We start from the raw sequence: 22,823 nt of genomic DNA on the forward strand, positions 1-22,823 counted from the left end.
GCGGCGCCGGACTTCGGCGCCGCGTCACCAACCAGCCTGTGTTTCTAACGCTCGATGACCAGGCTGACGCCCTGGCCGCCACCGATGCACAAGGTGGCCAGACCTTTTTTGCCATCGCGACGAATCAGTTCATGAACCAGCGACACCAGAATCCGCGCGCCTGATGCGCCGATCGGATGACCGAGGGCAATGGCGCCACCGTTGACATTGACCTTGTTCATGTCCCAGCCCAGTTCCTTGCCGACGGCCAGTGACTGCGCGGCGAACGCTTCGTTGGCTTCGATCAGGTCCAGGTCGTCCAGGCTCCAGCCGGCTTTGGTCAAGACCAGACGGGTAGCGGGCACCGGACCGATGCCCATGATCGCCGGGTCCACCCCGGCGCTGGCATAGGCCTTGATGCGCGCAAGTACCGGCAAGCCCAGAGCGAGGGCCTTGGCGGCGCTGGCCAGCATCAACACGGCGGCGCCGTCATTGAGGGTCGACGAGTTGCCCGCGGTGACGCTGCCGTTTTTCTGGAACGCAGGTTTGAGGTTGCCCAGTGCCTGGAGCGTGCTGTCCGGACGCGGTTGTTCATCGGTGTCGAAGACCAGCGGCTCGCCCTTGCGCTGGGGAATCAGGATCGGGGTGATTTCACCCTTGAAGTAACCCGCCTCGATGGCCGCGGCGGCTTTCTGTTGCGAGGTCGCGGCGAAGGCGTCCTGATCTTCGCGACTGATGCTGTATTGATTCGCCAGATTCTCGGCAGTGATGCCCATGTGGTAGTCGTTGAAGACATCCCACAAACCATCCTGAATCACGCTGTCTTGCAGTTGCGCATGACCCAGACGCAGACCGGTGCGCGCCTTGGGCAGAACATAGGGCGCCAGGCTCATGTTTTCCTGACCGCCGGCAATCACCAGTTCGGCGTCGCCGCAACGGATCGCCTGAACCGCAAGCTGGACCGCCTTGAGGCCTGAACCGCAGACTTTGTTCAGGGTCAGGGCGGGGGTGGTATGGGGCAGGCCGGCCTTGATCGCGGTCTGGCGTGCCGGGTTTTGCCCGGAGCCTGCAGTCAGCACCTGGCCGAGGATGACTTCATCAACCTGCGCAGCGTCGATCCCGGTCTGTTCGAGCAGGCGACGAATCACCGCCGCACCCAACTCGGTGGCTGGAATGGCGGACAGTGAACCTTGAAAACTGCCAATGGCGGTGCGAGTAGCGGCAACGATTACGACTTCGTTCATGCATGACCTCATTAGGATTCTGTCGAGCGGGAGCAGGGCATCCATGCCCTGACAGGCTTACTGCATGTTCATGCCGCCGTTGACCGAGAAGTCGGCACCGGTGCTGTAGGCCGATTCATCGGACGCCAGCCAGGCGACGATCGAAGCGATTTCTTCGGGTTGGCCAAGGCGCCCCACGGGTGTGGCTGCGATCATGGTCTCGAGAATGTCCGGACGGATGGCCGCGGTCATGCTGGTCTGGATGTAGCCGGGCGATACGGTATTGACGGTCACGCCCTTGCCCGAGACTTCCCGGGCCAGTGCCATGGTGAAGCCATGGATGCCGGCTTTGGCCGCGCTGTAATTGGTCTGGCCGAACTGGCCGCGCTGGCCGTTGATCGACGAAATGTTGATGACCCGACCCCAACCCTTGGCCAACATGCCTTCAATCACCTGTTTGGTGGTGTTGAACAGGCCGCTGAGGTTGGTCCCGATCACCGCGTTCCAGTCTTCTGGAGTGAGTTTGCGAAAGGAGGCATCCCGAGTGATGCCGGCATTATTGACTAGCACATCGATCGGGCCGAATTGCTCTCGTGCCATCTCGAAGGCCTTGCGGGTCGATTCCCAATCGGTGATGTCGCCGAAGATACATTCGAATTGATAACCCGCCGCCAGTTGGGTCGCTATCCATTCGTTCTTGCGGGCGGAATCCGAGCTGCAGCCGACGATGACCTTGAATCCTTCCTTGTACAGGCGTTGGCTTATCGCAGTGCCAATCCCACCCATACCACCCGTGACCAACGCAATACGACCAAGCGACTTCATACAATCCCTTCCTTTCTTTGTTTTGCGTTGCAAGATGGGGGGATTGTTCGGTATTGGCCGGGCGTGAGGAAGTGTTGAGAGGTGACTGTCTGGTGTCCAACGGTGCCATGCCCCGGTTAATGACGGGTGGCGAAAAACGCTGGTTACCTATACTGGGATCAATATTGGCCACTGAAGAACCCGTTAGTCTTTGATTCATCGCAGATCAGTTATGGCTCCGGACAGGATGTTCGGTTCCACAGGTCATTGAGGACGCCATGTATAGAATGAGTTCAGGCTATGCCAGCGTGCTGGTAAATACACTCTCGGCTCAAGGACTGGATGTTGCCAGTCTGTGTCGGGAGGCTGGACTAGACATGAAGCTTGCGAACAAACCAGGAGCGTTTTGCGAGCGAAGGGCAATTTATCGATTATGGGATCTGGCGGCTCAGGCCTCGGGCGATCCGGACATCGGCCTGGAGGCCTATGGAAGCTTCCACCCCGGTAGCTTTCAGATCGTCGGCTACACCATGATGTCCAGCCTGAATCTGAAAAAAGCCCTTGAGCGCCTGGTTCGTTTCAGTCCGTTGATTGGCACCGGATTCAGCCTTTTCTTTACATCGGAACCGCAGGGTTACCGACTTTCCGGCCTCGATCATCAACAAAAAGGTTCGGTCAAACCTCGCCAATACACCGATGCGGCGCTGGCTTCGTTGCTGGGCTTCTGCCGTAAGCTGGCGGGCGGTCACTCACCGCAACCCTTGAGTGTGGAGTTCACCTATCCCGAACCTGAAGACACCTCCGAGCATCGACGGTTGTTTGGCTGCGACCTGCGTTTCGACGCGGCTTACGACAGCATTTTGTTTGATGGGCAGGAGCTGCTGCGTCCGTTGAGCATGGCCAACGAAGCGCTGGCGGTGCTGCATGACAGTTTTGCCGAGGCGCAACTGGATCTGCTGTTTGGTTTTTGCATCGTCGGCAGGATTCGCGCGCTGATTACCGAGCGCTTGAGTCAGGGCCAGGGGCAATGCGATATGGAGTCGATCGCGGCGGCATTGCACGTTAGCAAGCGCACGCTGCAACGCGCGCTGGAAAAGGAAGGGACGCAATTCAAGGACGTGCAGAACGCTGTGCGCCGGCAATTGGCCGACTTCTACCTGCGTCATTCTCACTTCAACATGAAGCATGTCGCGTATCTCCTTGGTTTTCATGATCACAGCAGCTTTAACAAAGCCTGTAGCCGCTGGTTTGGCATGACACCCGGTCAGTATCGGGCCGAGGAATCGTTGGCAATCGAGGAAGCCGCGCCGGTTTGACACGGCCTTCCGTCAGCGTTCAACGTTATTTCATCGGAGGTTTTTTTACCGCTTTCTTGCCCTTGGCAGGTTTACGCACCGGACTCGCCACCTTGGCGATGGGGTCTGGGGTCACTGCGGGGATTTTCTGCTTGATCGGCTCAGGGATGAGCACCGGGATGGCTTGCTTGATCGGCTCTGGCGTTATCGCCGGGACTTTCACTTCGATGGCGTCGGCCGCACCAGGTGGTTGGGTCAGGTTGAAACCTGGCAGCGGAACGTCGAGTAGCGTGTGCAGCTCACACCAGCATGGGTTGTTTGCGCCGCTGGTCAGCAGTTCCGGCAGTAAATTGGCGACGGCCGCCAGCACTTGTTGGCGCTCTTCGACTTCAACCAGCATCAAGGGCAGGCTGTGCAGGCTTTCTTGCGGGAGGGTGGCAACCAGCAGTTTTTGCAGGCGTAGGGTTTCGCGCAAATCAAGCGGCTTGGCACTGTAGTCCTGGAGCAGCACCTGCAGTTGCAGGATCAATTTTTCGACGCTTTCCTTGCCCGGTTCGTCGCTGTCGCGGCCCAGCAGGAACAGGATCCGTATCAAGGCTTCCATCAGACCGCCAAGGGGCAGGGCATCCTGCAGGCGCTCGATCAGAACCTGGTCGTGCTGCTTGGCGTGTTCCTGCAGATTTCGTCCGGGTGCGTTGCCAGCGAGGCTATTGAGCACGCCATACACGCCGTAGAAACACATTTCGTGAGCCGCATCACGCAGGTCCCGATAGCCGTTCAAGGCGTCCTGCACCTGGTTGGAAAACAGTTCTTGCCAGGCCAGCAACGGGTTGTTCTGGCTGGCGGGGTAACGATCCTTGCTCACTTGGGCGGCACTGCCAGCCAGCCACCACAGCGCCGGGTTCAAACTGCTCCAGGCCACTTGCTGCTGATGGAAAGGGTGCGCGCGGCGCAGCAGTTCGGCGCTCGGTTCGTTGATCAGCTGGCGCAACCATGGGCGTATGAATTCGTCGTACACGTTGTTGTTGATGGAGGAGGTGCGCTGCACCAGTGCGAATTCGCGATCGTCATCACGGGGCGGCTTCACTTCGCCATGGATGTCGGCGATACGCCGGCGTTCGAAACGCACGGCATACGGCGTCGTCGAGTGCTCCGGCAGGTCTTCGATCAGCATTTCATAGAGCCCGGACGGCAGCGCATTGATCGCATCGACCGCACCCAGCAACTCACGGTGCTCACGCCGCGCCACGTCACCGGACACGAAGATGCCCAGGTGACCGATGCTCGCATGTCGCAGGTAAACGATGGTGCGTCCGGCATTTTGCAACGCGAGATCGCTGGGATAGACGTCGGTGATCCAGTCCAGCGCCTGCTGCGGGGAGGTGATGTTGTCGCCATAGGAACAGAACACCACCACCGGCACTTTGATCAATTTGAGGTCAAGCCCGCTGCTCTTGCGCCCCAGGCCACCGGACAGCTGATTACCGATGAACAGGTCGTCGACAATCATCTCGATTTCTTCGCTATTGAGCAGGGTCGGGCTGCCCCACCAGCGTTCGAAATCCAGAAAGCGTGCGGCCTCGCTGTCGACTTCACTGAACAGGTGGTAGTACTTGCCCCAATACGTGTTGGCCGGGTCCAGGTTTTCGAAATTGCTCACCAGCCAGGTGCCGTCGAAACGATCATTGCCGAGGTCGCTTCCCAGGCGTGCCATCCAGCCACCGCCCAGCAAACCGCCGGTGTAGCGCATTGGATTGTGGCCATTGACGCCGGCCCAGTACGACAACGGCGCACCGTTGACGATGATCAGCCCCGGCAACTCTGGCCGAGTGGCCGCCAGGCCCATTAACGCCCAGCCCGCTTGGCAGTTACCAATGACGACAGGTTTGGCGCTGTCCGGATGCCGGGTGCTGACGACCTCGATGAACCGTGCCTGGGCGTCTGTGATATCGGCAAGGGTTTGCCCTGGGCGTGGCGAGTGACTGAAGGCGATGAAATAGGTGGGATGGCCGGCTCTCAGGCTTTCGCCGATGACCGAATCCTTTTTGAAACCGCCGATCCCCGAGCCGTGACCGCCGCGGGGGTCAATGATGATCACGGGCTGTTTTTTGCTGTCGATCTGTTGCTCCGGGCCGCCGAGAATTTGCAACAACGAATAGTTGACCGCACGGGGCAGGTCTTCACCAGCGACCAGCGTTTCATGATTGAACTTGAGCAGCAGCGGATACCCGGCGCGTTCGTGGGCCAGGGTGTTGTCGCCGCGCTGACGCAAGGTGTCCCAGAACAGCACGCTGCGCTGGCCAAGGTCAGTGAAGTATTCCTGCCAGTCAGCCGGTGTCGGCTGTCTGAGTTGCCCAAGGCTTAAAGGCGCGAAGGTTTTTGCCTGGCGCTTCTGCACGGCGTCGAGGACGTTGTGGGTATTGAGGCGTTGCAGATGATTAAGGTGTTCGAACAAGCCGGCGGGGTCGCTACGCTCTTCATCTTGCAGCGCAATATTTACTTCCTGACCCATGGTGATCTCCTGCTGCTATGCATGGGAACCTGCGCATCTGAACCCTTTAATTAAAGAGGGCAAGGCGGGCCGTTCGATGAGCAGGAGTCTACAGCGAATAAGGAGGGCGTTAGCAACGTTTATTTTGCACCGCACAAAAATAGGCATTGCCAAATAGTTTTGTGCGCTGCAATATCAAGGCTAACGCGATGACTGGCCGGATCGCTATCGCGTCCTCAGGCTCATCAGGGCCTTCCAGTACCAGGAGATTCAAGCATGTCTTTTTTCAATTCGGAAAAACTGCAAACCGCTCAGAAAGCCAACCTCGACCTTTTGCAGCAAATCAGCGGCAAAGTGTTCGCCAGCGTTGAACAGCTCAGCCAGTTGCAGTTCAAGGCACTGCGCGACTCCACCGAAGAGCACTTCGAAGGTGTTCGCAAGCTGCTGGCCGTCCGTGATCCACAAGGCTTCGCCGAGCTGCAGGCGTCTTTCACCCAGCCGAGCGCGCAAACCGAACGCCTGGCCGAGTTCAATCGTCAGGTTCAAGCATTGATCGTGGGTACTCAGTCGGACATCGCCAAATTGACCTCGAGTCAGGTCGAAGCGGGCACCCAGCAGATGCATGAGTTCGTTGAAACGATCAGCAAGAATGCACCGGCCGGCTCCGAGCCTGTTGTGGCCGCGTTCAAGTCGGGCCTGGCGAATGCCGGTACTGTGTTCGAAAGCGCACAGAAAGCCGTAAAACAGGCTGCCGATGTGGCTCAGAGTGGTTTCGATGCAGCGACTGCCGCGGGCACTAAAGCTGCCCCGGAAGCTAGCGCCAAGCCTAACAGCGGTAACAAGTAAGTCACGTCAGGCCAGCGGTACCAATGGCGATGGGGTTATTCCCCATCGCCATTTTTTTTCGTTCCGCCATCGGCACCGGGCTTGCCGCCGAACATGCCGAACAGGTTCTGGGTGTTCAGGTACAGCGCCTTCGACTGATCGACATACTGACGCATCAAATCCTGCATCACCGGCGCTTGCTGATGCATGAAGGTGCTCCAGGCCTCGGATGATTGCGCACCGGTCTGGGACTGGATGTCGATTACGGTCTGAATGCTCTTGTCCAGGTAACTGCCGAGTACGCCCTGATATGGGCCGTAGAACTGGATAATCCCCATCAGCATCTCGCTGGTGAAGATCGGCTCACCGCCGCTTTCGGCTTCCAGAATCACTTGCAGCAAGATGCTGCGCGTCAGATCCTCGCCGCTCTTGGCATCGACCACCTGAAAAGCAATTTTGTCGACCACCAATTGGCGTATGTCCGCCAGCGTCAAATGACTGCTGGTGTGGGTGTCATACAGTCGGCGATTGGGGTACTTCTTGATCAGGCGTGGGGTGGTATCAGTCATGCGGGGCGTCTCGCGGCGGGCCTGGTTTGCAGGCATCTTAACCTACAATCATCATTGGTGTTTTTGAGGCCGCCTTCGCGAGCAAGCCCGCTCCCACATCTAACCGCATTCTCATGGGAGACTCGGTCAAGTGTGGGAGCGGCGGTGCGGCGATCCGACTTGCTCGCGAAGAGGCCCGCCATCACAGCACAAATCCAGCAGCAAAAAGGAGACTGCGCCGTCAAGCGAGTCCCCCTTGTGCAACCAGAACTGACTTACCAGATCGGCAAGGTGTAGCTGACGATCAGGCGGTTTTCATCCAGATCGCTGCCAAAGTTGGTCGAGCGAACTGTCGCGTTACGCCATTTCACCCCGACATTCTTCAACGGCCCGCTCTGCACCACATAACCAATGTCGGTATCACGCTCCCATTCCTTGCCTTGCGGGCGGTTGCCGCCCAGATCGATGTTGTCACCGGTGAGATAGCGGGTCATGAAGGTCAGGCCCGGAATGCCAATGGCCGCAAAGTTGTAGTCGTAACGCGCCTGCCAGGATTTTTCATCCTTGCTGGCGAAGTCGCCGATCTGCACGAAGTTCACCAGGAACGCATCGGTGCCGTTGACGTAGGCGTAGCCGGTGTCGCCGCTCATGCCTTGGTAACCCAGGCCGAACGCATGGCTGCCGAGGCTGTAGGTGAACATCGCGCCAATCGCATTGTTATCAATATTGCTGCCGCCATCATCCGTGGAACGGGCAAAGCGCAGATCCGTCTTCAGCGACTGCCCCGTCGTCACCGGCAACACGTAGGTCAGGTTGACCAGGTGCTGGCTGTAGAAATTGTCGAGGTGACCGTAGCTGTAGCCGGTGGTGAGGTTGCTGGTCCATTTGTAGTTCAGGCTGGCGAAATCGAAGCTGTCGCTGTCGAGATGACGTGTGGTGATGCCCTTGGCGCCGGTGCGGGTGATGCCCATGTCCTCGTAGTCCGAGGAGTCGCGCTGATTGACTTGCGTCAGTCGCCCGGCATCCACCGTCAGGCCTTCGAGTTCCAGCGACGTCAACTGACCGCCCTTGAAGGTTTGTGGCAACAGCCGTGAATCGTTGGCCAATACCGTCGGCAGTTTCGGCAACAGCGTGCCGAGTTTCAGCGTGCTTTTCGAGGCCCGCACTTTAGCGGTCAGGCCCAGTTCGCCGTACTCGTCCTGTGCACCTTTGCTGGTGTCGCGGTGACGTTTGAGCAGGCCGGAGCCTGCGCGATCAGGGCTGGAATCGAGCTTGACGCCGAGCAGGCCGATGGCATCGAAACCCACGCCGATCAAACCGTCGGTGAATCCCGATTCATAGCGCAGCAGGAAACCTTGCGCCCATTCCTCTTGTTTGGATTGCGCGGCGTTGTCCTGGCGATAGTCACGGTTGAAATAGAAGTTGCGCAGCTCCAGGCTGGCCTTGCCGTCTTTGACAAAGTCAGCAGCGGCGGGGGCCGAGAGGCTGATGACGCCGCCGGCCAGCAATAATCGGGTAGCGAGGATGCGGGTGTTGCGGTCCATGGTGAAGCCCCTTTGTTTTTATTATGGAAAGACAGGTCCCGCGGCCCTCGCCAGGTGGGCGAGGGCTTATCAATAAAAAACGCGAACGCCAAAAAGAGAGGAGCGTGGCGCCGCGTGCGGTTCAATCGTTAGAACTGTTCGGCGCTCAGGCCAAACAACGAGGCACTGCCCGCGCGGATGGATTGCTCCAGGCTCAAAATGCGCGGCAGCAAGCGGTGAATGTAGAAGTCGGCGGTGGCGATTTTCGCGCCATAAAACCCTGCATCTTCGTGCAGCTTTTGCTTGGCAACCTGCGCCATGCGCGCCCAGAGCCAGGCGTAGGCGACGTAACCGAACAGGTGCAAATACTCCACCGAAGCAGCGCCGACTTCGTTGCGATTGGTGGTCGCCTGGTCCTGCAGCCAGTCGCTCAGGTCTTCCAGACGCTGCACGGCATCGAACAGTTGAGCGGAGTAGGGCGCGTCGGGCTGATGGGCGAAATGGCGGATCTCACCGGTGAACTGGCGCAGCGCGGAGCCCTTATCGGCGAGCACTTTGCGTCCAAGCAAGTCCAGGGCCTGAATGCCGTTGGTGCCTTCGTAGATCTGCGCAATGCGCACGTCGCGGACCAATTGTTCCTGGCCCCATTCGCGGATGTAGCCATGGCCGCCGAACACTTGCTGGCCGTTGATGCAGCTTTCCAGGCCGGTGTCGGTGAAGAACGCCTTGGCCACCGGCGTCAGCAGCGCCACCAGGGTTTGCGCGTTGTCCCGTTCCTGGACGTCATCGGAAAACTTCGCCAGATCGAGTTGCTGGCCGACATAACTGGCGAACGCGCGGCCGCCTTCGGTCATGGCTTTCATGCTCAGCAGCATGCGGCGCACATCGGGGTGGACGATGATCGGATCGGCCACTTTGTCCGGGGCAATGGCACCGGTCGGCGCACGGCTCTGAACCCGTTCGCGGGCATAGGCGACGGCGCTCTGATAGGACGCTTCGGCGCAGCCAATGCCCTGAATGCCGATGGACAAGCGCTCGTAGTTCATCATGGTGAACATCGCCGCCAGGCCTTTGTTGGCCTCGCCGACCAGCCAGCCGCTGGCGCCGTCGAAGTTCATCACGCAGGTGGCCGAAGCCTTGATGCCCATCTTGTGTTCGATCGAACCGCAACTCACGGCATTGGCATCGCCGAGGGAGCCGTCTGCATTGACCAGCACTTTGGGCACGACGAACAGTGAGATACTTTTCGGCCCCGCCGGTGCGTCCGGCAGTTTGGCCAGCACCAGATGGACAATGTTTTCGGTCAGGTCCTGATCGCCACCGGTGATGAAGATCTTGCTGCCGGTGATGCTGAAGCTGCCATCGGCCCGGGGTTCGGCGCGGGTGCGGATAATCCCCAGATCGGTGCCGGCGTGGGCTTCGGTCAGGCACATGGAACCGGCCCAGCGGCCTTCGTACATCGGCGGCAGGTAGAGGTTTTTCAGGGTGTCGCTGGCGTGGGCATCCAGCGCCAGGCAGGCGCCGGAACTCAACGCCGAATACAGGGCGAAGCTGGAGTTGGCACCGTAGAGCATTTCTTCGAACTGCACGGCGAGCATCTTCGGCATGCCCATGCCGCCAAAATCGGCGTTGCCGGAAAGGCCCACCCAGCCGCCTTCGATGTAGGTGGCATAAGCCTGTTTGAAACCGATTGGCGTGCTCACCTGGCCATCGACCCACTGGGCGCCTTCTTCGTCGCCGCTGCGATTCAATGGCGCAATCAGGTGCGAGGTGACTTTGGCCGCCTCCTCAAGAATGGCGTCAGCGGTGGCGGCGTCGACACTGTCGGCCAGGGCCGGCAAGCGTGCCCACAGGGCCGGGGCGTCGAACACTTCATGCAAGACAAAGCGCATGTCGCGCAGCGGGGCGTTGAATTCGGGCATAACGTGAACCTCAAAAGGGTGTGCGATGGGCACGGCGCCGCTAGAGCAGGCCGTGCCCTTTCAATCAATGAGCGGAAGCGCTGGCGGCACCGAGGCCGGTCTGGGCGCGAACGAACTGGTCGGCGTAAGCGTCACGCTCCTTGTCGGCCCGCACGCTTTGGTCGAGTTTCGACACCACGACGATCACGAAGAACGCCAGCGGCATGGAGAACAGCGCCGGGTGGTCGTACGGGAAGATCGCGTGAGCATGGCCGAGCACGGTGACCCAGACCGCTGGCGAAAGGATCACCAGCACCAGCGCGCAGATCAGGCCGGCGAAACCGCCGATGATTGCACCTTTGGTGGTCAGGCCTTTCCAGTACATGGCCATGATCAACACCGGGAAGTTGGTTGATGCGGCGATACCGAAGGTCAGGCCCACCAGGAACGCGACGTTCATCTTCTCGAACAGAATGCCCAGCAGAATCGCGATGATGCCCAGGCCGACAGTGGCCATGCGGGTCACGCGCATTTCCTGTTTCTGGCTGGCTTTGCCTTTCTTGAACACCGTGGCGTAGAGATCGTGGGAAATCGCCGAAGCACCGGCCAGGGCCAGCCCGGAGACCACCGCCAGAATGGTGGCGAAGGCTACGGCCGAGAGGAAACCGAAGAACAGGTTGCCACCGACCGCTTTGGCCAGGTGCATGGCGACCATGTTGCCGCCGCCAATCAACGCGCCGCCGACTTCACCATTGACGTAGTACTGCGGGTCGGTGCCGATGATCACCATCGCGGCGAAGCCAAGGGTGCATACCACCAGGAAGAAGAAGCCGATGAAACCGGTGGCGTAGAACACCGATTTGCGCGCTTCCTTGGCGTTAGGCACGGTGAAGAAACGCATCAGAATGTGCGGCAGGCCGGCAATCCCGAACACCAGGCCCAGCGACATCGAAGCGGTGTTGATCGGGTCGGCGAGCATTGAACCGGGGCCCATGATGTTCCAGCCGCTGGCATGGGCTTCGACGGCTTTGCTGGCCAGGGTTTCGTAGCTGAAGCCGAATTGCGACATGGCCATCAACGCCAGGGTCGTGCCGCCAGCCAACAGCAACACAGCTTTGATGATCTGCACCCAGGTGGTGGCGATCATGCCGCCGAAAATGACATACACCAACATCAGCGCGCCGACGATCACCACCGCAACCGGGTAGTCGAGGCCAAACAGCAACTTGATCAACTGACCGGCACCGACCATCTGCACGATCAGGTAGCAGCACACCACCGTCAACGAACCAAACGCGGCGAAGATCCGCACTTTGTTCTGGTCCAGTCGATAGGACACGATGTCGGCAAAGGTGTAGCGCCCCAGGTTGCGCAGGCGCTCAGCCATCAGGAAGGTGATGATCGGCCAGCCAACAAAGAAACCGATGGTATAGATGAAGCCATCGTAGCCCTTGGCGAACACCAGGCTGGATAGCCCCAGCAGCGTGGCGGCGGACATGTAGTCGCCGGCAATCGCCAGACCATTCTGAAACCCGGTGATGCCACCGCCCGCGGTGTAGAAATCAGACGTGGATCTGGTTTGCCGCGCGGCCCACCAGGTGATGGCCAGCGTGCCCAGTACGAAGACGAAGAACATGCCGATCGCATGCAGGTTGAGCGGCTGTTTTTCCACCGTACCCAGCGCGGGCGCAGCCAGCACAACGGAGGCCGGCAATAGCCCGGCAGCGGCGAGGAGAAGTTTACGCAGCAGAGTCATCACTTGCTCTCCTCGAGAATGGCGGCGCCCAGTGCATCGAAACGCGTATTGGCGCTGTAGACGTACCAACCGGTCAGTAGCCAGGAAAAAATGATGATCGCCGCGCCCACCGGCATGCCCAGGGTCAACATCCGATGCTCGGCGATCGGCGCATGCAACCACTGCGGGGCAAACGCCACCACCAGCATGAACGCGTAGTAAGTGCCGAGCACGGCAGCACTCAGCGACCAGGCCAGGCGCGAACGGCTGCTCACCAATTGAATGAATTTCGGGTTGGACCGAATGCGTTCACAGCGTTGGGTATCGGTTGAATGAATGTCGATCATGGGTGGCTCCACATTGTTTTTGTTATCAGTGTGTAGGTCAGGGGCAGGGCCAAATTCAGCCTGCACGAGCCCGAAGCGGCAGGTAAAACACCTGCCGCCTGGTGGGTACAACGTCGATTCGGTTAGAGCGCTTTGGCCCTGTCGCGCAGAACGTACTTCTGGATCTTGCCGGTTGAAGTCTTCGGCAGCAGGGTGAAAATCACTGTGCGCGGGACTTTGAAACCGGCCAGGTGTTCGCGGCAGAAACTGATGATGTCGGCCTCGCGAACGTCCTGGTGATCAGCCTTCAATGTGATAAAGGCGCAGGGCGTTTCGCCCCATTTCTCATCGGGACGGGCGACGACGGCCGCTTCCATGACGGCCGGATGGCGATAGAGCACACCTTCCAGTTCGATGGTGGAAATGTTCTCACCGCCGGAAATGATGATGTCCTTGAGTCGATCCTTGATCTCGACATAGCCGTTCGGATGACACACTGCCAGGTCGCCGGTATGGAACCAGCCGCCGTCGAACGCTTCAGCCGTAGCAGTCGGGTTCTTCAGGTAGCCCTTCATCACGGTGTTGCCACGCATGAAAATCTCACCGATGGTCTGACCGTCTCGCGGGGTCGGCTCCAGCGTTTTCGAATCGCCAACCATCACGCCTTCGAGCGTCGGGTAGCGCACGCCCTGACGGGATTTGATTTGCGCCCGTTCGTCCAGCGGCAACTCATCCCACTCGGCATGCCAGGCGCAGAGTGTCACCGGGCCATAGGTTTCGGTCAGGCCATAGACGTGGGTGACCTTGATGCCCATTTGTTCCACAGCACCGATCACTTTGGCCGGCGGTGCGGCACCGGCGACCATTGCGTTAACCGGATGATCGATCGCCGCTTTAGCCGATTCCGGCATGTTGACCAAGGCATTGAGCACGATCGGCGCAGCGCACAGATGGGTGACCTGATGCTCGCGGATCAGCGTGAGGATTTTCTGTGGATCGACGCGGCGCAGAAACACATGCACACCGGCCATGGCGGTGATGATCCACGGGTAGCACCAACCGTTGCAATGGAACATCGGCAAGGTCCAGAGGTACACCGGATGGTTACCCATGGCCCAGGTCATCTGGTTGCCCAATGAGTTCAGGTAAGCACCGCGATGGTGGTAAACCACGCCTTTGGGGTTGCCGGTGGTGCCGGAGGTGTAATTCAGCGAGATGGCTTGCCATTCATCATCGGGCCACTGCCAGGCGAAAGCAGGGTCGCCTTCGGCCAACAGCGCTTCATAGTCCAGCTCGCTGACAGCCTGGCCTTCGCCGTATTCCAGATCATTAACGTCGATGACCAATGGCGGGTGGTCCAGCATGCCGATCGCCGCGTGAATCACATCATGGAACTCACGGTCGGTAATCAGCACCTTGGCTTCGCCATGCTGCAGCATGAAAGCAATGGCTTCGGCATCCAGACGCACGTTGAGCGGGTTGAGCACCGCGCCAATCATCGGCACGCCGAAATGCACTTCGAGCATCTCGGGAATGTTGGGCAACATCACCGCCACCGTGTCGTTCTTGCCGATGCCGCGACCGGCCAGCGCCGAGGCCAGACGGCGGCAGCGGGTGTAGGTCTGCGCCCAGGTGCGGCGGATCGAGCCATGGATGACGGCGGGATAGTTTGGGTAAACGCTGGCGGTGCGCTCGATGAAGCTGAGCGGAGACAAGGCAATATGGTTGACAGCCGCAGGGCCTAGCCCTTGTTCATAGATCGACATGTACGGGTACTCGGTGGCTGATTGTTAGCTCTATAGGTGACCTTGCAGCGTAGCCGCTGAAGTCGCCTTTTATGTCCGGCCTGCTTTATATAACATTCAGCTAGCGATATGGAAGTACAACCTACGTCATATAGGATATGTACTATATTTGATTCTTGCAGGTCTAAATGAATACAGTGACACCGCCAAGGCCGGTATATCCTTGGCTTCCCCAACGAAGCGGACCTGTGATGACCCTGACTCCCGTTCGATTGCACAGCTGGTTGCGCCTTCAGCGCGAGGGTGTGTCTCTGGCCGCCCGGGCCGATGCGTTGTGCCGTGCGCTGCAGGATTGCCCTGAGGTGCGCCGGGCGGTTTATCTGAGTTGGCAAGCCAATGCGCGGATTTACAGCCACGAGGGCGCCGCCCAGCATTTTCCACCGGGGCTGGGCGACCCTTCGCTGGCCAGCGATCAGCGGCTGTTTGATCGGCTGGCCGAAGCGGGGCGGCTGGATCTGGATCAAGTACGTCAACTCGATTGTTGGCTGGCCGGCCGACTGCGCCGGGCCGCTATCAGCCATGGCCAGGTGTTTGATCTGGCGTTGCAACCGGGGCAGGCGGGTTTGTTGCTGGTGGAAGTGTGTGAGGGCGTGAGCCTCGATTGGCTGGGGTGGGTGCAGGACTTGCTGACAACCTTGCTGAGCAGCGTCAACGGCATGCTACGCGGCTCGCCGCTATTGGGCCACGATCCACAGCCGAGCCTGTTGCTCGATGCCCAGGGCCGGCCGCTGGAGTTCAATGCCGCGCTGTTGGCACTGCTCGCTGAAAAGCCGTTGACTGATGTGCTGGGTTTTCTGCCGGTGAATCACCGGGTGCTGGTACGCGCCTGCCTGGACCAGCAACGCGCCATCGAAGGGGTCGAAGCCCAGTTCGAAACGCAGATCCTGATCTGGACGTTTATCCCCGATCCCCAGGACAACCGTGTGCTCGCCCGGTGTCGCGATGCCACGGCACAAGTGCTGGCCGAGCGTGAAGCGGCCACGGCACGACGGCTGTACCGGCTGATCATTGAAAACACCACCGACCTGATTTCCAGGCATACACCCGACGGGCGCTTTCTCGATGCCTCGCCGGCGTCCTGGACATTGCTCGGCTACTGGCCGGAGGAGTTGCGCGGGCAAATGGCCCAAGGCTTGTTCCATGGTCAGGACCTGGCCAGCCTGGTGCAGCGCGCGCGGGATGCCCTGGAGCAGGACGGTTATCACACGATGACGTATCGAATTCGCCATCGGGATGGGCATTACCTGTGGTTTGAAACCGCCAGCCGGGCGATTCGTGAGACCTATACCGGGGCGGTGGTGGAAGTGGTCAGCGTGTCCCGGGACATTACCGCCCGGGTGCACGCCGAGGAGAACAAGCGGCGCCTGGCGGAAGTCGTCGAGGCCAACACCGATCCTGTGTTGTTCATCGACCCCGAGGGGCAAGTCACTTACCTCAATCCAGCGGCGCGGCGCATCCTGGGGATCGACGAACAACAACCGATGCCAGCCCTGAAAACGTTGTTCGCCAGCGGCGACCTGGCACGCCTGCAGCGTGATGGCTGGAGCAGTGCCGAGCGCGACGGTGTCTGGAGCACCGATGCGCGATTGCAGCCACCGGCAGGCGGCACTTCAGTGCCGGTATCGCTGGTGCTGCTGGCGCACCGTTCGGCCGGCGGCGAGCGCTATTACTCGTTGGTGGCGCGGGACATGACCGAGCGTGAACTGCGTGAAGTGCAACAGCGCCGCCATCAGGACGAACTGGCGCACACCGCGCGGTTGGTCACCTTGGGTGAATTGGCCTCGGGCATCGCTCACGAAATCAACCAGCCATTGGCGGCGGTGGTCAATTACGCCAATGCCAGCCAGCGCTATTTACAGACACTGGATTCCAATCCCCAGGCTGCCGCCCGAGTGGCGCAAGGCCTGGAGCGCATTACCCATCACGCCACGCATGCTTCAGAAGTGATCAGACGTTTGCGGGCGTTTCTGCGCAAGGGGCAACGCCGGATGCAGGCCTTGAATTTCACCGACGTCGCCCGCGAGGCCGTGCGTTTATGTGCCTGGGAGGCGAGCAATTGCCAAGTGACAATCGAGGATCGCCTACCGGATAATCTGCCGCCGATTTATGCCGACCGAGTGCTGCTGGAGCAGGTCCTGCTCAATCTCTTGCGAAATGCCATCGATGCCAACCGCGAACAACATCCGGGGCAACCCTCGCTGATCGTGATGGCTGCGGAGCAGGGCGGTGGTGCAACCGTGGAAATCAGTGTGCAAGACCAGGGGCCAGGCGTCAGCGAGCCTGAACTGGAGCAGATTTTTACCCCGTTCTATACCAGCAAGGCCGATGGCCTGGGGCTCGGCTTGTCCATGAGCCGCAGCATCATCGAAGGTTTTGGTGGCGAGTTACAGGCCCGACGCCAGCCTGTCGGGTTGCTGATGTGCTGCCGTTTGCCGCTGGCCGGCCCAACAAAACAACAACAGGAATAACGTAATGGCAGGTGTGACGGAGCACGTGGTGTATGTGGTCGACGATGACCAAGGCATGCTCGATTCAACCGTCTGGTTGTTGGAATCGGTAGGGCTCAAAGCCTTGCCGTTTACCAGTGGCGTGGCGTTTCTCAATGCCTGTGATGCCAGTCTTGATGCCTGCGTGCTGCTCGATGTTCGTATGCCCGGCATGGGCGGTTTGAACGTGCAGGAAGAAATGCGCGCACGTGAGCTGAACCTGCCGATCATTTTCGTCAGCGGGCACGCAGATGTGCCGATCGTGGTTCGCGCCTTCAAGGCGGGCGCCCATGACTTCATCGAGAAGCCCTACAACGAACAATTGCTGCTGGACAGCGTGCAACAGGCGCTCAGCAACTGCGCGGCAAACCGCTCGGGCAATCAGGGGCACGAAGCCTTGCAGGCGCGCTTGCTGACACTGACCCCACGGGAGCGCGATGTCTTGCTGCCGCTGGTCCAGGGTTACACCACCCGCGAGATCGCCGAGCAACTGGGCGTCAGTGCGAAAACCGTCGATCTGTATCGTTCGCGGGTGATGAAACGCATGCAGGCCAATACCTTGCCGGACCTGGTGGGCATGGCCATCGCCGCTGAACTGGTCGATCCGCTGAAGCTGCGCTGATTGCTGGCGTTTCTAATGATCGTCCATGGGGGGGAGGATCAGCCGCAGGACAGACCGGACGTCCCGCCAACCCCATGGCTGCCTTTGCTTGCGCTAGCATGAAAGATGTTCAGGCCACTCGCCATTGAGACTGGTCATGGGGGGTGTCGAGTGTGCGTGACGGGCTCTGTCAGTTGCGGGGGCCGGAGGAGGCGTGTTGAAACCATTCCCGCTCAGACCTGGCGCCTCAACCCTGAACATGTTGCGTCAAGCATGCCTGCAACGCCGTGATGCGGTGCCGCCAACGTTAACGGAAAAAGCGCTGATCCCGGGCATTCCAGATGCTCGCTACTGGCTGGACCAGGACCTGACGCCGTTCATTCGGGATGTGAGCCAGGCCAACCTTCGAGAGGCTGAGGCACTCGCCCGCGCAGGGCTACCGAATGACATCCTGCCGAGGGCAAATTTGCTGGCCGTTTCGGGTGGCGGTGACGCTGGCACATTCGCCGGGGGCATCATTGCGGGATGGACCCGGCATGGGACTCGACCTGTATTCAAAGTCGTCACCGGTATTAGCGCTGGCGCCCTGGTCGCCCCGTTTGCCTACCTGGGGCCCCAGTACGACGATGTCATTGTGCGAATCTGCAATGCAGTCGGTCCAAAAGACATTTTCCATGCGCGCAATTTGCTGACCCGTCTTACCAGCGATGGCATGGCGCACAGCAAACCACTGTCGCGGCTCATTGCACAGCACGTCACTGCCGAGATTCTTGCGGCGATCGCCTCGGAATACGCCAAGGGACGGCTCCTGATGATCGGTACCACCGACCTTGATTCAGGGCGCCCGGTCACCTGGAACATGGGCGCTATTGCCTCCAGCCAGGCACCGGGAGCGCTCGAGCTGTTTCGCAACATCATGGTCGCGTCGATGAGTATTCCCGGTGCCGTCTCACCCGTCATGATTGATGTGGACGTTAACGGCCACCCGTTTCAGGAAATGCACGTGGACGGAGGTGTCCTGACGCAGGTGTTCCTTTACCCACCCGGCACCGTGATGGCGCTGAACCAGGTGCCCGGGGCGCGTTTGCGTCGTGAACGGCATTTCTATGTGATTCGCAACGGCAAACTGGAACTGCAATGGTCCGGAACGAAGCGCCGAACCTTGAGCATCGGCGGTCGAGCCATCAGCGCATTGATCCAGACTCAGGGGATCAGCGATCTGGATCGAATTTACCGAATTGCCCAGCAGGATGGGGCGGACTTCAATCTGGCGTACATCGGCTCCGATTTCCGCATTTCTCGCCTCCATAAATTCGATGGCGAGTACATGAAGCGCTTGTTCAAATACGCCTTTGAACTCAGTGCCAAAGGCTATCCGTGGCATAAATCGCCGAGTACGTGAGAGACGGTCTCAGCTGACAGGCTCGAGCATACAACTCATTTCCCCTGAGCCTGGCTTCTGGAAAAGCACCGCGTTGCCGTCTTGCCAGAAGCTGTAGTTCCCTTGGGAATCCTTGCCGGTGTATTGGGTTCCTGAATCATTCTGCACCTGACTCAGGGTGATCGAGCTGTTCGCCCATTTCAGGTACACGACACCAGGCTGGGTGTTAAAGAAAGTGGCGGCAATCAGCGCGTTTAACCCTGTACAACGAAACGCCAGGGGGCCTTCGGTGAGTCTGTCCGGATCCTTGGTTCTCGCAATGGCCGAGCCTTGGCGTAGCTGGTGCGCGCGCTCGGCATAACTTCGGATTGTGCATATCTTGGGTGCAGGCTCGGAGGCACACTGATTGCGAGCGTCGATCCAGAACTGCTGGTCGATCATGATTTTGTCCGGACGCGGTACTGAATGATCATCCGTGAGCGCCAGGCGATAAAGACGCGTCAGTTCGATATCCATTTGCATCAGTTGTGGATCGCGACAGATAAGCTTTTCGACGGAAGCCCTTGCCGTCGCGCAGTCGAAACTGGTGTGGAAGATGGGCGAAGCATTTGCACAGGTGCTCGTCGCCGCGCACACGCTGGCAGCGAACAGACAGGTGAGCGCTTTCATGTTGGGTTGATTCATTACCTGATACCCGGATTGCTGTGGGATCTATTGATCCGTTGAACAGTCATTTGTTCGCATTGGGTGTATCGCAGTGTAAGTCAGTGCTTAAAAATTACCGCACCAATTCGAGGGGTGCACACGTACAAAAGGAATTAGAAGTTCCACTCTAAGAACATTGTTCCAGGGTTAGTCGCCAAACGCTGAACTAGACTCAAATATCCAAAGCACACTGATAACAGTGGAGGCTTTATGAAGAAATCCATCCCCCCCTGTCTGGCTACGATTGTCTCGGTATTTTGCCTTTGCGCTTCAGCCGAGACCGTAACGCCGCTCAAAGGGCAGTCCCCCGAATTGATTCAGCAGGACATCAGCTCATGCCAGGCTCAGGCCGGGAGTGCGACAAGCACCAGCACGACGTCTCAATCAGGTGGACGTGCCCGTGGTGCCGCTACTGGCGCAGTAGCCGGTGCGGCGGTTGCCGGAGCACGCGGTCGTCAGCATGACGAGCTTTATGACAAGGTAGACGACGATGTTAAACAGGAATATCGACAGAACCAGGCCAAGGATGCGGCGGTGGCAGGTGCGGTTGTAGGTGGATCTCGGCAACGTCAGGATCGTCGCCAGGATCGCCGGGCAGAACCGGCGGCTACTGCTTCGGCCTACAACAGTTGCATGCAGCAACGGGGCTATCAGATCACCCCTTGAACTGGCGTTAAAGGCTTGAAGAAAGCCAAGAGCATGAAGATCTGTATCGTCTTTGACGGGCGCGACGGTGCAGGGAAGGGCGGAACGATCAAGGCGCTCAAGCCTGCCTGACCACAGAGGGGGTGCAATGCGCATTCCATTGTTCTACGCAGTGTCAGCTGTATTGTTTTTGAGCGGATCTTCCTGCCTGGCGCAGCCATTGGATGCGAGCGCGACCACAAGCACTGTCGATACAGTGCCCGTCACCGCGGCGGCCAAAGATGCCGTGTTTACCCAGGAGCAGCTGGATCAAATGCTGGCTCCTATTGCGCTTTACCCGGACCCACTGCTGGCCCAGGTGCTGATGGCCACCACGTACCCCGGGGAAATCGCCGAAGCGGTCACCTGGTCTAAAGCACACCCGGACGCCAAAGGCGATGATGCGGTCAAACAAGTGGCCAACCAGCCCTGGGATCCGAGCGTGCAGGCGCTGGTTGCTTTCCCTCAAGTCATGGCAACGCTGGGACAGGATCCCGTCTGGGTGCAACGCCTGGGTGATGCCTTCCTGGCGCAGCCCGACGATGTCATGGGGGGTGTGCAACGCTTGCGTCATCAGGCCCAGGCAGCAGGCAACCTGCAGAGCAACCAATATCAGAACGTGACGGTGCAGGCGGCTGCGGCACCGGCACCGGCAGCTCCGGCTTCGGCTCCGGCCAGCAGCACCTCCACGATCATCATTCAGCCCTCCGATCCGCAGGTGGTTTACGTACCCAGTTATAACCCGACAACAACCTACGGCACCTGGCCTTATCCGGCATCGCCTCCCGTGTACTATCCACCGCCGCCGGCCTATTACCCCGGCTCGGCATTGATGGCCGGGCTGGCCTTTGGTACCGGTGTGGCTATCATCGGCTCGTTATGGGGTGAATGTGACTGGGGCAACAACGACATCGACATTGACGTCGACCGCTACAACAACATCAATCGCAACAACCAGATCACTAAGAATCAGAACAAGTGGCAGCACAACGCTGTTCATCGCGATGGCGTTCCCTACCGAGACAGTAAGAGCCGCGAACAGTACGGCCGACAACTGGACGGTGCCCGTCAGCGTGAAGCCTATCGAGGGGACGATGCTCAGCGAGCCCAGGCTCGTGAAAAAGCCCGAGGTTCAATGGACAAGCACGGTATCGAGCGACCTGCCACCAGCAACCGCGAAGCCCGTGATTCGGCGCGCAAAGCCCAGTCCGCAACCGCGCCCGGCAATCGGATGCAAGCCGGTACCGACAGACCGAAAGCGTCTGACAGGAGCCAGGGCACAGCCAGAACTACTCGGGAGAGTCAGCCTCCCAGGAAACAGACCGCTCAGGTAAATCAGCGCGGGCAGGGCGATTTGCAAGGGCGCCAGACGGCGCAAAAACGGCCGGCTGCCAGTACCGGCAGTGCGGGCAGTGCGCGCAACAATGCATTCGCCGGCGTGCGCTCGCCGACCCAAGCCAACGCACAAGCCAGTCGTGGCCAGGCCAGCCAGGCATCCGCCCGGCGCCCCAATGCCTCGCGTCCAGCCGGCCATCAGGTCAGTCGGCCATCCAGTCCACCAGCGCGTCAAAGGGGGGGCCGTCGTTGAAAAACAATGCTCGAGTGAAGGCTCTCATGGGCTTGCGCCTTCATGTCATGGCGATCGCTGCCGGCTTGACGTGGTCGTGCATGGTTACGGCACAGCAGGCATTTCCAACCCCGGAAATGGCCGCCCAGGCGTTCGTCGAAGCGCTGGGTACGGAACATGCCGATCAGGCACGCTTGGCAGAGTTGCTGGGTAATGAATGGCGCAGTTTCATCCCGCGCGAAGGCGTGCAGCGCAGTGATGTGGATGCGTTTTTGAAGCAGTATCGCGAGCAACACGCCATTGAAAAAACCAGCGATAGCAAGGCGGTCCTGTCGGTTGGCAGTGACCACTGGACACTGCCTATCCCCATGATAAAAGCCGCGAACGGTTGGCGCTTCGACATCGACGCCGGCAGCGCCGAAGTCCGTGCACGTCGAATTGGCCGCAACGAACTCGCCGCGTTGCAATCAGTGCTGACTTATCACGACGTCCAGATGGAATATGCATCCGTGGATCGTGACGGTGACGGCGCGCTCGCCTACGCGCAAAAAATCTTCAGCACCGCCGGCAAGCACGACGGACTTTATTGGGAGGACGACGATAGCGGTCAGATCAGCCCGTTGGGGCCGTTGTTCGGCAAAACCATTGCCGGCGAAGACTGGCAGGGCTATCACTTTCGCATCCTTGATGGCCAAGGTCCTTCGGCACCGGGCGGCGCCTACAGCTACCTCATCGGTGACGAGATGAGCCGTGGTTTTGCACTGATCGCCTGGCCGGCGAAATACGCGGACACCGGGGTGATGAGTTTCATGATCAGTCATGAAGGGCAGGTGTTCGAAAAAGACTTGGGACCCGGTGGTGACAAGTTGGCGCAGTCGATGAAGCGCTTTGATCCAGATGACAGTTGGAAGGTGGTTACCGTGGGGCAGGAATAGATCTGTCTC

18 protein-coding genes and 1 pseudogene are annotated in these 22,823 nt (G+C 59.5%); 9 read left to right on the plus strand and 10 right to left on the minus strand.

From position 1 onward, the window contains the following. Positions 1–44: 44 nt before the first annotated feature. A complete protein-coding gene (locus ACIPLA_RS01170) occupies positions 45–1,223 on the minus strand; it encodes an acetyl-CoA C-acetyltransferase (protein ID WP_218394969.1) in 1,179 nt (392 codons plus the stop codon). A 57-nt stretch (positions 1,224–1,280) separates the two neighbouring features. Further along, positions 1,281–2,027 carry an acetoacetyl-CoA reductase gene (gene phbB / locus ACIPLA_RS01175; RefSeq protein ID WP_123359419.1) on the minus strand — a complete coding sequence of 249 codons (747 nt, stop codon included), beginning with the start codon at positions 2,025–2,027 and terminating at the stop codon, positions 1,281–1,283. 257 nt (positions 2,028–2,284) lie between these two features. Here phbB and ACIPLA_RS01180 point away from each other — a divergent pair, with 257 nt between their 5' ends. Then, entirely contained in the window at positions 2,285–3,322 is a 1,038-nt protein-coding gene (locus tag ACIPLA_RS01180; protein WP_218394970.1) for an AraC family transcriptional regulator, read from the plus strand. A 25-nt stretch (positions 3,323–3,347) separates the two neighbouring features. Here ACIPLA_RS01180 and ACIPLA_RS01185 read toward each other — a convergent pair whose 3' ends face one another. Next, positions 3,348–5,813, minus strand: coding sequence for a DUF3141 domain-containing protein (locus ACIPLA_RS01185; protein ID WP_401170709.1), 2,466 nt, complete (start codon positions 5,811–5,813; stop codon positions 3,348–3,350). A gap of 255 nt (positions 5,814–6,068) precedes the next feature. Between ACIPLA_RS01185 and phaP the strand changes: the two genes are divergently transcribed. Further along, positions 6,069–6,638 carry a TIGR01841 family phasin gene (phaP, locus tag ACIPLA_RS01190; RefSeq protein WP_038983296.1) on the plus strand — a complete coding sequence of 190 codons (570 nt, stop codon included), beginning with the start codon at positions 6,069–6,071 and terminating at the stop codon, positions 6,636–6,638. 35 nt (positions 6,639–6,673) lie between these two features. Here phaP and phaR read toward each other — a convergent pair whose 3' ends face one another. The 6 genes from phaR to ACIPLA_RS01220 all read right to left on the minus strand — a co-directional run bounded on the left by phaR (position 6,674) and on the right by ACIPLA_RS01220 (position 14,416). Next, the gene (gene phaR / locus ACIPLA_RS01195; RefSeq protein WP_123359415.1) at positions 6,674–7,222 is read right to left on the minus strand and encodes a polyhydroxyalkanoate synthesis repressor PhaR; all 549 of its coding nucleotides are present in this window, start codon (positions 7,220–7,222) and stop codon (positions 6,674–6,676) included. A 218-nt stretch (positions 7,223–7,440) separates the two neighbouring features. Continuing rightward, positions 7,441–8,709: an OprD family porin gene (locus ACIPLA_RS01200; RefSeq protein ID WP_401170712.1), complete on the minus strand. Its 1,269-nt coding sequence runs from the start codon at positions 8,707–8,709 to the stop codon at positions 7,441–7,443. A gap of 128 nt (positions 8,710–8,837) precedes the next feature. Then, positions 8,838–10,610 carry an acyl-CoA dehydrogenase C-terminal domain-containing protein gene (locus ACIPLA_RS01205; protein ID WP_401170714.1) on the minus strand — a complete coding sequence of 591 codons (1,773 nt, stop codon included), beginning with the start codon at positions 10,608–10,610 and terminating at the stop codon, positions 8,838–8,840. A gap of 64 nt (positions 10,611–10,674) precedes the next feature. Further along, positions 10,675–12,345, minus strand: coding sequence for a cation acetate symporter (locus ACIPLA_RS01210; RefSeq protein WP_401170715.1), 1,671 nt, complete (start codon positions 12,343–12,345; stop codon positions 10,675–10,677). After that, positions 12,345–12,671 (minus strand): DUF485 domain-containing protein, encoded by a 327-nt coding sequence (locus ACIPLA_RS01215; RefSeq protein WP_046049842.1) that lies wholly within the window; start codon positions 12,669–12,671, stop codon positions 12,345–12,347. Before ACIPLA_RS01215 ends, ACIPLA_RS01210 begins: the two co-directional genes overlap by 1 nt. Before the next feature lie 122 nt (positions 12,672–12,793). Next, positions 12,794–14,416, minus strand: coding sequence for an acyl-CoA synthetase (locus ACIPLA_RS01220; protein WP_401170717.1), 1,623 nt, complete (start codon positions 14,414–14,416; stop codon positions 12,794–12,796). 230 nt (positions 14,417–14,646) lie between these two features. On the opposite strand from ACIPLA_RS01220, the gene ACIPLA_RS01225 reads away from it, so the two are divergent. The 3 genes from ACIPLA_RS01225 (at position 14,647) to ACIPLA_RS01235 (ending at position 18,944) form a co-directional block, all read left to right on the plus strand. Continuing rightward, entirely contained in the window at positions 14,647–16,923 is a 2,277-nt protein-coding gene (locus ACIPLA_RS01225; RefSeq protein ID WP_401170719.1) for a PAS domain S-box protein, read from the plus strand. 4 nt (positions 16,924–16,927) lie between these two features. Next, entirely contained in the window at positions 16,928–17,563 is a 636-nt protein-coding gene (locus tag ACIPLA_RS01230) for a response regulator transcription factor (RefSeq protein ID WP_074876618.1), read from the plus strand. 196 nt (positions 17,564–17,759) lie between these two features. Continuing rightward, the gene (locus ACIPLA_RS01235; RefSeq protein ID WP_401170984.1) at positions 17,760–18,944 is read left to right on the plus strand and encodes a patatin-like phospholipase family protein; all 1,185 of its coding nucleotides are present in this window, start codon (positions 17,760–17,762) and stop codon (positions 18,942–18,944) included. Positions 18,945–18,953: 9 nt separating this feature from the next. On the opposite strand, the gene ACIPLA_RS01240 is transcribed toward ACIPLA_RS01235, so the two are convergent. Then, entirely contained in the window at positions 18,954–19,607 is a 654-nt protein-coding gene (locus tag ACIPLA_RS01240) for an MliC family protein (protein ID WP_371317108.1), read from the minus strand. Between the two features lie 231 nt (positions 19,608–19,838). Here ACIPLA_RS01240 and ACIPLA_RS01245 point away from each other — a divergent pair, with 231 nt between their 5' ends. From ACIPLA_RS01245 to ACIPLA_RS01260, 4 genes and pseudogenes are all read left to right on the plus strand, one after another. After that, complete coding sequence (locus ACIPLA_RS01245) at positions 19,839–20,294, plus strand: YMGG-like glycine zipper-containing protein (protein WP_007900331.1); 456 nt, start codon at positions 19,839–19,841, stop codon at positions 20,292–20,294. 24 nt (positions 20,295–20,318) lie between these two features. Continuing rightward, positions 20,319–20,393, plus strand: a pseudogene (locus tag ACIPLA_RS01250) (hypothetical protein); the annotation flags it as partial. 28 nt (positions 20,394–20,421) lie between these two features. Further along, positions 20,422–21,900, plus strand: coding sequence for a DUF3300 domain-containing protein (locus tag ACIPLA_RS01255; protein WP_401170723.1), 1,479 nt, complete (start codon positions 20,422–20,424; stop codon positions 21,898–21,900). 26 nt (positions 21,901–21,926) lie between these two features. Then, on the plus strand, positions 21,927–22,814 hold the full coding sequence (locus tag ACIPLA_RS01260) for a DUF2950 domain-containing protein (RefSeq protein ID WP_218394978.1): 888 nt from the start codon (positions 21,927–21,929) through the stop codon (positions 22,812–22,814). Positions 22,815–22,823 lie beyond the last annotated feature (9 nt).

Origin of the sequence: Pseudomonas sp. NPDC086112 (assembly GCF_044746425.1) — a bacterium.
GTDB lineage: Bacteria > Pseudomonadota > Gammaproteobacteria > Pseudomonadales > Pseudomonadaceae > Aquipseudomonas.